Source organism: Thermoflexus sp., from assembly GCF_040289485.1.
Classification (GTDB): Bacteria; Chloroflexota; Anaerolineae; order Thermoflexales; family Thermoflexaceae; genus Thermoflexus.
In genome coordinates this window covers 1-10354 of sequence record NZ_PSLG01000038.1, presented here as the reverse complement: position 1 = coordinate 10354, position 10354 = coordinate 1, and the positions used below count along the sequence as shown (strand labels likewise).

At 71.3% G+C, this 10354-nt stretch carries 9 protein-coding genes; 6 read left to right on the top strand and 3 right to left on the bottom strand.

Annotated elements, in window-relative coordinates:
• From C4313_RS07675 to C4313_RS07665, 3 genes are all read right to left on the bottom strand, one after another.
• Positions 1 to 667, bottom strand: a 667-nt coding sequence (locus C4313_RS07675; protein ID WP_352429285.1) for an NAD(P)/FAD-dependent oxidoreductase, incomplete at its 3' end; no start/stop codon positions are given.
• Between the two features lie 43 nt (positions 668 to 710).
• Positions 711 to 1163, bottom strand: a complete 453-nt coding sequence (locus C4313_RS07670; protein ID WP_352429284.1) for an eCIS core domain-containing protein — start codon at positions 1161 to 1163, stop codon at positions 711 to 713.
• On the bottom strand, positions 1160 to 2719 hold the full coding sequence (locus C4313_RS07665) for a hypothetical protein (protein ID WP_352429283.1): 1560 nt from the start codon (positions 2717 to 2719) through the stop codon (positions 1160 to 1162). Before C4313_RS07665 ends, C4313_RS07670 begins: the two co-directional genes overlap by 4 nt.
• Before the next feature lie 143 nt (positions 2720 to 2862).
• Here C4313_RS07665 and C4313_RS07660 point away from each other — a divergent pair, with 143 nt between their 5' ends.
• The 6 genes from C4313_RS07660 to C4313_RS07635 all read left to right on the top strand — a co-directional run.
• Positions 2863 to 3237, top strand: coding sequence for a methylglyoxal synthase (locus C4313_RS07660; RefSeq protein WP_352429282.1), 375 nt, complete (start codon positions 2863 to 2865; stop codon positions 3235 to 3237).
• Positions 3234 to 4403: a tetratricopeptide repeat protein gene (locus C4313_RS07655; RefSeq protein WP_352429281.1), complete on the top strand. Its 1170-nt coding sequence runs from the start codon at positions 3234 to 3236 to the stop codon at positions 4401 to 4403. Before C4313_RS07660 ends, C4313_RS07655 begins: the two co-directional genes overlap by 4 nt.
• Positions 4404 to 4429: 26 nt before the next feature.
• Positions 4430 to 6625, top strand: a complete 2196-nt coding sequence (locus C4313_RS07650; RefSeq protein WP_352429280.1) for a glycosyltransferase family protein — start codon at positions 4430 to 4432, stop codon at positions 6623 to 6625.
• A gap of 253 nt (positions 6626 to 6878) precedes the next feature.
• Entirely contained in the window at positions 6879 to 7817 is a 939-nt protein-coding gene (locus C4313_RS07645; RefSeq protein ID WP_352429279.1) for a YfhO family protein, read from the top strand.
• Positions 7793 to 10051, top strand: a complete 2259-nt coding sequence (locus tag C4313_RS07640; protein WP_352429278.1) for a glycosyltransferase family protein — start codon at positions 7793 to 7795, stop codon at positions 10049 to 10051. The genes C4313_RS07645 and C4313_RS07640 overlap by 25 nt, the downstream gene beginning before the upstream one ends.
• 27 nt (positions 10052 to 10078) lie before the next feature.
• The coding region (locus tag C4313_RS07635; protein ID WP_352429277.1) for a hypothetical protein at positions 10079 to 10354 on the top strand (276 nt) is incomplete at its 3' end.

Genomic DNA, 10354 nt, shown 5'->3' with positions numbered 1-10354 from the left:
CCCCCGCCTCCACGGCCGTGGCCCGGTGGTTTGGGAGGAAGGCGATGCCCCGCTCGGCCAGGCGACCCTCCAGGACCGAGCAGCCGGCCTCCCCCAGCACCGGCAAGGACATCGGCTGGGGCGTGAAGACCGTTAGGGAGGCCTGAACCCCGCGGGCCTCGAAGAGATCCTGGAGGAGGAAGGCCATCTCGTAGGGCGCCGGCGGGCATTTATACGGCGCGCCGAAGATGCCGATCACCACGCGGCCCCCGGCGAAGGCGCGCACCGCCTCGGCGGCCCGCGGGATCTCCTGGGGGTCGTAAACGTTGAGGGCGTGGTCGCGGAAACCGGGCACGGCGTCCGGGTCCAATTCCGCCCCCAGGGCCACCACCATCGCATCCCCTTCCATCCGGCGGCCGTCCACCTCGACGGCGCGGGCAGCCGGGTCGATGGCCGTGATGGTCCCCTGGACCACCCGGATGCCCTGCCCCTCCAGGGCGCGGAGCGGCCGCCGGCCCTCCTCCAGGGTCCCCCGCCCGATCATCGCCCAGGTCTGGCGCAACCCCAACATAAAATACGGACGGCGCTCGATGAGGACGATCTCGTCTTCTGCGGAGAGGCGCTGGCGCAAGGCGTGGGCGGTCGCCACCCCGCCGAAGCCGCCTCCCAGGATCAACACCCGCCGCATCGCATCCTCCTCCCGAACGGAATAAAGATCGCGCCCTCTATTATTACACCGGCAGCCCGCGCTCGCGCCATCGGGCCTCGATCCGCGCGGCGATGGCGACGGCCTCTTGTTCCAGCCGGACGCCGGGGTAGCGCTGGGGGGCGCGGAGGTAGTCCCACAGGTAGGCGATCAGGAACCTCCAGGGGCCCATCACCCGCCACTGGCGGACGTGGACCAGTTCGTGGGCCAGGAGGACGAAAGCGGGAAGGCGCTCCGGGGGCCAGAAGGCCGGCTGCAGGAAGATGTGCCGCCCCACGGTCACCGCCGCCGGATCCACCCCAGGGAGCGGATCGGGGATCCACCGCAGGATCCCGCGCGCCAGCCATGTGCCGACGTGCAGGCGTGCCCGCTCCAGGTCGACCTCAGGGATCTCCGTGCCCGCCAGTTCCCGCAACCGAGCTTTCACCCCATCGGGGATCGGCCCGCGATAGGGAAGCTCGGGGAAGCTCTCCTTCATCGAGGGCTGCCCTGCCAGAAGACCAGGAGGAGGCCAGCGATCACCAGCGCCCACAGCCACATCACCGCAGGATGGCTGATGAAAGCCAGCGCCCGCCGAAGGCCCTCCGCCGGCGAAGGGATGGCCTGGGCCAGGCCGGCGTAGAGCCATTCCAGAGAGAGGAACGGACGCACCTGGGCCCAGCGCCAGGCCACCGCATGGACCCGGTCGGCCTGGGCGTAAAGGAGCAGGCCGACTCCGGTCCCGGCCAGCAAGGCCAGCCGGAACGGGATCGGCATCGGTCCCCATGCGTTCAGGGCGATCCCCAGACCGATGAGGCTTAGCACCCCGATCCCCAGACCCACCCCATACAGGAGCGCCCATGGAGCGGGAGGCGAGGGGAATTCCTCCGGAGGACGAAGCCAGCCCCGCAACAATGCCCCGACCAGCAACCCCTGAAGGAGGACGAGAAAGGGCCAGGCCCATGCCGGCCACGCATGAAAGACCGCCGTCCCCAGGGTCGCCCCCGGGGTCAGCGGCAGCCCGGCGAGCGTCAGGAGGGCCCCCAGAGCGGGCAGACCCCAAGGGGAGGGGGGAACGAAGGATGGGCCGACAAACAGCAAGGCGAAGCAGACCGGCCACAGGGCGGCGGCCAGCGGCGCCACCTCCGGGCGCGCCAGTCCGGCCAGGGCCCACCAGGCTGCCGTTCCCCACGCCGCTTCGACCAGGCCGGCCCGGGGATCCGGCTCTGCCCAGGCCCACAGCCCGCCCAGCAGGGAGGTCAGCCCCAACAACAGGGTCACCCCCGGCGTCCCTCCCCAGCTCTGCAACAGAGGGATCAGGTGGGCCCACAGCATCAGCCCGACGGCCGTCGGCACCACATACAGCAACGCGGCCCGGTCGACCTCGTCCGCCAGTTCCGGGGGGCGGCCGACGTGGAACGGGTAGATGTCCAGGCGGATCAGCCCGGCCAGCAAGAGCAACGGCAAAGCGGCGGCCCCGGCCATCCGGCTCCAGAACAGACTGTCCCCCGTCCACCAGAGCCTCACGGCGGCGGCCCAGAGGCCGAGGAGGGCTGCCCCATTCACCAGGCCGGCCAGGACGGCGCGCTCCACCACCGCCTCCCCCCGCCGGATCAGCAGCAACGCCAGGAAGGCCGCGTCCAGGAGGGCCCAAGCCATCAGGAGGGTGAAGAGGTCGGCCGCCAGGGCGGCGCCGGTGGCAGCTCCCACCAGCCCCAGGGCGAGGACGCGGGACCATCGCCGTCCCTGGCCCGGGTAGGCGGTCCACAACAGGCCCACCAGCAGCCCGGCCGTCAGCACCCCCCATCCCTGCGCCCAGGACTCCCGGGTGAGGCGGAAAACCCACGCCGTCTGGAACACCGAGAACGGCCGCCCGACCAGAAAGGCGACCTCCTGAGGGGGATGGGTGGCAACGCTCAGCCAGAGCCCGGCCACCCCGGCCAGGAGGGCGCTCATGGCCAGGCTGGTGCCGCGGGGGCCGGGGAGCCGGCGGGCGGCGGCCACCACCGTCCCCCCCAGCCCGATGAGGATCCATCCCCCGATGATCCGCTCCATCCCATCCTCGCCGTGCGCGGAGATCCGCCTGTGGGGCTCAGTATACCCGAGAGCGCGGCCTGCTGGGCGACACGGGCCCCCTTCCCGGAGCCCAGCCATGGGTTAAACTTCAAGACAAGCCGGCATGGGAGAGGGTGGCACCCATGGGCAAACGCGTCGCCATCATCGCTCACGATGGGAAGAAGGCGGAACTGGTGGCGTGGGCGCGGCAGGAGCGGGAGCGGCTGGCCCGGCATGCCCTGATCGCCACCGCCACCACCGGCCGCACCCTGCAGGAAGCCCTGGGCCTGGAAGTGACCTGTGTCCGCTCCGGGCCCCAGGGCGGCGACGCCCAGATCGCAGCCATGGTGGTGGAGGGGAGGATCGACGCGGTGATCTTCCTGGTCGATCCGCTTTACGCCCACCCCCACGAGCCCGACATCCGGACCGTCATGCGGCTGTGTAACGTCCACAACGTCCCGCTGGCCACCAATTTGGCCACCGCCTCCATGGTCTTGAAAGGCCTGGAGGATCCATGAGCCGACGCCGCTGGCTGTTCTGGCTGGCGTTAGACCTGCTGGCGGTGGCAGCCTTGGTGTGGCTGGACCGCTCGTTTTCCGCCTCCTCCCCCCCCAGGCTGTCCCCGCCTTCGCCGACCCCCTCGGCGGAGATCTACGCCCGCCAGGCGGAGGCCGCCTATCGGTCGGGCCAACTGGAGGCGGCGGAGCGGGCCTATCGACTGGCCCTTGCCCTGGAGCCGGAGAACCCGGCCCGTTACCCGCCCCTCATCCGGCTGCTGGCCTTCAGCCACCGTCTGGAGGAGGCGGCCGACTGGCTGGAACGGGGCCGCCGGCTGGCCCCAGAGGATCCGACCCTGCTGGGGTTGACGGCCCTGATCCGGGACTGGCAGGGACGGATCGACGAGGCGATCCAGGCGGGGGAGCGGGCGGTGGCCCTGGCACCGGACCAGGGTCCGCTGTATGCCTACCTGGCCGAAGCCTACGCCGACGCCCATCGCCCCCAGGCCGCCCTGGCCGCCGCCCAAAAGGGGGTGACCCTGGCTCCGGACCACCCGGACCCCTATCGGGCCCTCGGCTATGTCTATGAGACCTTGGGGCGCTACGCAGAGGCCATAGCCCAATATCGGGCGGCCCTGAATCGCGATCCCCACCTTGTGGTGGTCTGGCTGGCGCTGGGCCGCAACGCCCTCGCCCTGGGACAGACGGCGGCGGCGCTGGAGGCCTTCCAGCGGGCAGCGGACCTGCGCCCCCAGGACCCCCGCATCCTCGATGAGCTGGGCTGGCTGTATTACAACCTCGGCCGCACGGAGGACGCCCAGAAGAAGCTGACCCGGGCCTGGGAGCAGGATCCCACCGACTGGCGGATCCTTTATCATCTGGGGGTGACCCTGTATGCCCGACGCCGCTACGAGGACATTGTGCAAGCGGATCGGCTGCCGGAGGGGATCCGCCGGCTGCAAGAGCGGCTGGCGGCCGAGGGGAAGCGCTGCACGCCGGAGACCCTGTCGGCGGAGCCCCGGTGCGCCCGTCTGGTGGAGATGGCCTACCTCCTTGGCCTTTCCCATTATTACCTTGGGGATTGCGCCGCCGCCCGGCCCTGGTTCCAGATGGCCCTGGCCATCTCTCCCCAGGAAGAGAACGCCCGCAAGGGCCTCCGGCTCTGCGAGGGGGCCCGATCCCCTTGACGAAGGCCTGGCCGCGGACAAAGACCATGCGCCCGCGATCCCTCCCGCCGAAACCGATGGCCCTTTCCCGGGTCCAGCACCGCCCGGGGCGCGCGGCGCGCCGGTGGGCGCCGGTAGGGCTGCTGGCGCTGTTGTTCGCCTTCTATCTCATCGGGCTGCCGGACGCCTTTGTGCACAACGACGAGGCCCATGGGGCGGTGGTCCTGATCGCGGACCTGCCGGGCACCTTGCAGGCTGTGGCCCGGGACAGCCACCCGCCCCTTTACTATCTCGGGCTCTGGCTCTGGCTCCGCCTGGTCCCCCACCCCTTCGCCCTGAAGTTCGTCTCGCCGTTCTTCGCGCTCCTGGCCCTGGCCCTCACCCACCGCCTGGTGCGGGGGGCGGCCGGCGCCCGGGCCGCGCTGCTGGCGATGCTCCTCCTCGGCCTCAACCCGCTGTTCTTCGCCATGGCCACCCTGGGGCGGATGTATGCGATGGCCATCGCCGCGAGCGCCCTGGGGGCCTGGCTGGCCCGGCGGGGACCGGATGGGGCATGGGTGGTCAGCGCCTGGGGGCTCACCCTGACCCACTTCTACGGGCTGTGGTTCGTGCCGGCCCAGCGTCTGCTGGCCCCGGGCCGACGGCCTCTGTGGCGGGAAGGGGCCCTGCTCCTGCTGGCCCTGCTGCCGGTAGCCGGGTGGCTGGTTTACGCCCTGCACCCCACCCTGGCGCACACGGTGCGCACCTTAAGCCGGATCCCCGTCCGGCCCACTCTGCCGGAGGTGCTGGCCAACCTGATGGCCGCCCTGGGGCTGGGGATCGGCGTGGACGGGCGCCTCGCCGCTGTCGGGATCGCCGTCAGCGGGCTGGGGCTGCTGGCGGCCGTCCGCCGCCGGACCGGGCGGCTGTGGGGGGCGATGGCCCTGCCGGTCCTGACCGGCCTGGGGCTGGCCCTGCGGTTCCCCTTCTACGCCGCGCGGTATTTCGCCCCGGTCCTTCCCCTCTATGCCTGGGGGCTGGCGACGGGGTGGGACCGGCGCTGGCGGGTTCCCCTGACGGTGCTCACCGTGGGGGCCGGGCTGTATGGGATCGGCCGCCTGCAAGGCGTCTATCGGAACGCGCCCATCTACGTCGAGGCCCAGCGGGAACTCTACAGCATGTTGCGCTGGACCGCCCATCCGTCGGACCGGTTCGCCTTCCACGGCTATTGGAACCAGGCGGAGATGGCGCTGTTCTATCCGGAGACCCGGGACCGCCTGATGGCGATGGAGGCCGTGGACCCCTCGGCCCTGGACGCGGGAGGCCGGATGTGGCTGATCGGGGTTACCTTCTTCCAGGATCTGTATCGGCCCGTGGCGACGGCCCTGGAGCGACAGGGGCCCTTCGACGTCCACGCCTGGTATCCGATGGCGGAGGTCTTCCGGTTCGTCCCGTGGCCCGCCCGGGCGACGTGGCAGCCGGTGCATGCGATCTTCGGGGGAACCATTATGCTCGAAGCGGCTGCCCTCCCCGATGGGGCCACCCCTGCCCGGGGGAGCGTCCGGATTGGCCTGCGCTGGCGGGCCCTGCGCCCGGTCTCCACCGCCTATGTCGTCTTCGCCCATCTGTGGGACGCCGAGGGGCACTACCGGGCTGGGACGGACCGGGAGCCAGTGCCGACGACCGACCGCTGGCGCCCGGGCGAAGTCTACACCCAGACGCTGGCCATCGCGGTGCCCGGTTTCCTCCCCCCGGGCGCCTACACGCTGGCCATCGGCCTTTACGAGCGGCGCCCGGAAGGCTGGCGCCGCCTTTGGACGGCAGCGGGCGCAGACGCCCTGCGGCTGGGGGCCGTGGCGGTGGCCCCCGGGGCGGATCCCGCGCCGGCCCGCGGGGCGATCCGCCCCGGGATCGAATGGTTGGCGGCCGAGATGTGGCGGACGGAGGTCGATGGACAGCCCCGGTGGCACGTGTATCTGGTCTGGAAAGGCGCAGGGGGGACCGGGGGCCATCGGCTGCGGCTGCGGGGGGAGGACGGGCGGGAATGGGACCTGCAACCCCCGGAGGGGTGGGCGGCGACGGAGGAATGGCTGGGAGGGGTGTTCGTCGAGGTCTGGACCCGGACGGGGGATCTGCCGCCGGGGTGGTATCAGGTGGTCTGGCAGGACGCCCAGGGAGAGGTGGCGCTGCGCGCCCGCTGGGTGCCCCCTCCGGGCTGGCGTTGGAACTACGACTGGGTGTTCTTGAACCAGGTGCCGTGGTGAGACATCCGGCTCCGCTATAATGGGACATACGCCTCGGGGGATGCCGTGCATCCCCACGACGTGGGCGGATCCGCGATCGGCGCTGTCTCATCCGGCGAGACCTCTCCGGGTTGGGCGGGCTTGGGAAGGCAAAGATGACACGGAGATCCAACCTTCTCCAGCGGTGGGGGCCTGTCGCGCTAGCGCTGGCCTGGATCACCGGGACGTGGTGGCTGTTTGCATGGCGCTACCTGACGCCGATCGCGGCAGACCGTTGGATGCTGGCCCGGGGGATTTCAACTATGTTTTCTACACGCTGTATCGGGAACGCCCCTATCGGGCGTTCCAAAGGGGTGAGTTCCCTTGGCGCACCCTCTGCCTGTTCGGTGGTTATCCCCTCCAGGCCGATCCGCAATCGGCCCTCTTCGATCCCGGGGTCTGGCTCACCCTTTTTTTCTCATGGGTCCGCGGCACGCCCCATGTCTCCATGGACATCTTCCATGTCGAATCCCTGATCCATCTTTGGATCGCCGCCGTGCTGGCCTATATCTTCCTGCGGCGGGAGGTCGGGAACCGCTGGGGGGCTCTGCTGGGGGCGCTGGTTTTCGCCTTCGGCGGTTACATGACCGGATACCCGATCCTTCAGGTGGCGAAAGGGGAAAGCACCGCCTGGCTGCCGCTTTTCTTGCTGGGGCTTCGAGATCTGGCCGATGGGCGGATCCCGCGGGGCCTGCTTCTGGGCGGCCTGGGAGGGGCCCTGATGATCCTGACCGGGGACCCTCAAATCGCCTTCTATATCCTGCTGGGCGGGACGGCCTACTATGCGTTCCGCTGCGCGCAAAGCCGTCTGCCGTGGCTCCCGGCCGTTCAGCGCCTGGGGCTCCTCGGCCTGTTGCTCGCCGGCACGACGGCGGTTCCGTTGCTTCCCCCGCTGGAATATCAGCAGCATTCCACCCGGGTCCGCCTGGGACGCCCGGGTCTGCTCCTCGTCCGGGATCCCTGGTATCCCGACTGGACGGCCTCGGTGAACGGACAGCCTGCTCCGCTCGATCGGGCGGACGGCGTCCTGATGGCGGTGGCCCTGCCGGCCGGGGAGAGCGAGGTGGTCTTCCGCTTCCGCCCGCCCTCGTTCCTCGTCGGCGCCGGGATCAGCCTCGTCACCATCGCCTTCCTCTGGCCATGGGTGCTGTGGCGGTCCGCTCGAAGGCCCTAGGGCCGGGCGCTGAGATCCTCCTGCTCCTGACGGCGTGGGGGCTCGCCCTGGCCTTCTGGCGCCCGAACCTGGCCCACAACGACGAGGCCTTCGTCCTCTGGCTCGCCGGCTCCCGGTCCCTCCCGGACCTGATCCAAACCGCCCTCCGCTTGGACGGGCAGCCGCCGCTTTACGCCGCGCTGCTGTGGCTCGCCGGGCGCCTGCCCCTGTTCCATCCCCTCCCGATGCGGGCCACGGTCGGCCTGTTCGGGGCCTTCCTGGTTTACCCCCTCGCTTTCCGCCTGGGCTGCGCGATCGGCGGGCGTCGGGCCGGCCTCCTGGCCATGGCCCTGACGGCGTTCAACCCGCTCTTCGCCGGATGGATGATGTTCCTGCGCGCTTACGGACTGGCCCTCGCCCTGGCCGCCCTCTCGCTCTGGATGGCCGCGCAGGCCGGCCGCCGACCCGGATGGCGGACAGGCCTGGGGATGGGGCTGGCGAACATGGCCCTCCTCTTCACGTTCTATTACGGCGCCTTTGGGATGGCCGGTGAGGCCCTCTGGCTGCTCCGGCACCGCCGACGGCGGGGGATCCCGCTGGCCCTGGGGATCGGGCTGCCCGGGCTGGCCGGCCTGGTATGGGCAACGAAGGCCTACCCGGCCGCCGTGGGGATCGTGATCCGCCACCAGGGGAACCCGGGGATCCGGCCGGACCCCCTCCAGATGGCCCTCAACGCCTGGCTTTCGCTGTGGAGCGGATGGGCCGCTGACGCCCGCTGGGCCGTGGCGGTCGGAGGGATGGCCGCTCTCCTGCTCACGGTCGCTCTGCCCAGCGCCCGCCTCCGCCCTTCCGCGGCCGCCCGCCTGATCGCGTGGGCTTTCCTCAGCGCCGGGATCGGCTTCTTGGCGATCGGATGGCGCTACAACCTCTTCGCCGCCCGCTACGCCGCGATGGCCTTCCTCCCTCTCCTTCTGGGCCTGGCGGGGATCGCGAAAGCCGCCCGCCCCCTCTGGCGCGCCCTCTGGATCGGGGGCATCGGGCTGGCCGGCCTCATGGGCACCGCGCGAACCATGGCCGCCTATCGGCTGCTTCCGGAGAACAACCCCTGGTATCTCGAAGTCACCGCCTTTCTCGAGGAACACGCGGCACCAGGGGATGTCCTCATCGTCCAGGCGCCATGGCACGAGCAGGCCCTGCTGGCCCATTTCCCGGACCGGCCCTGGCGTCTGTTCCGGCTCGCCGACGAGGACCGCTGGCGGGAGGCCCTGGTCGATCGGCCTACCGTGTGGTTCCTCGGCGTCCCGGCGTATGCCGGGAACTGGGCGCCCCTGGAGGCCGCCCTGGGCGCCGCCTATCTGCGGGAGCCCGCCCGCGTCTGGCCGCCGCCGGCCGACGCGGCCCTCATCCGCTTCACGCCGCGGCCGGAGACGCCCGGGTGGAGGCCGGTGGACGGGGCTTTCGAAGGGGGGCTTCGCGTCGAGGCTGCTGCCTGGCGTGCCCTCCCAGGGAGCGTCCAGGTCGGGCTGCGGATCCGCGCCGACGGGCCCCTCTCACGCCCATACACGCTGTTCGTCCATCTGCTGGACCTCCAGGGGCGCTGGATCGCGGGCCACGACGCCGAGCCGCCGATCCCCACCCCCGCCCTCTCCCCGGGAGCCCTTCTCACCCTCTGGCGGTCCCTGCCCGTCCCACCTGGGTTGCCCTCTGGACGCTATCGCCTCAGCGCCGGATGGTATCCCACCGGATCCGAGGGCTGGCCCCGCCTGCCCACCCGCCAAGGGACCGACGCCCTCCCTCTGGGGGAAGTAGATCTGGCCCCCTCACCGGGCATGCCGGGGGAGCCTCTGGGATGGGCATGCGGGGGGCTGCACCTGGAGACCTTCTCCGGGATCCGCCTCACGCCCTATCAACAGCGCGGCCCGGATATCTTCCCGGATCCCGGCCGGCCGGACCACGTCCGCTTCCGGATCGCCGTCCGCGCCCTTCAAACGGGGGCCTTCCGGCCCCGCCTCTGGTTGGAGACCGAGGCGGGGGTCGAGCCCCTCCTGCCGATCGCCCCCCCGTTCCCCGACCTTCAGTATCATGCAGGCGACCGCATGCAGTGGGTTTGGGAAGCAGAGGTCCCGCCCCTCGCGCGCACGTGGGCGGTGCAGGTGGAATGTCCAGAGGGGACACGGCGGCGGCCCTTCCTGACCTGGCCCCGCCGGCGGTGGCGGTGGAATTACAGCTGGATCTTCTGGAACCGGATGCCCTAGCAGCGATCTCCCTGCGGAGGTCTGGGGATGGGCCGTGCGACCCGTCGGGCGCTCGTCGGCCTGGGGATGGCCTTCGTTTCGCTGCTGATCATCGGCGCGATGGGACTGGCCGGATGGGAGGCCGGCCGGCGGGAAGGGGCGGCGGAACGGGAGCGCCGGATCCAGGCCACGGTGGCAGGAGCCGTCGCCCAGGCCATGCGGCTGCTGGAGGAAGGCCGCGAGGAACAAGCCCTGGCCTTCCTGGAGGGCGCCCGTCGCCTGCGCCCGGCCGACCCCACCGTGGCGGCGGCCCTGGACGCCGCC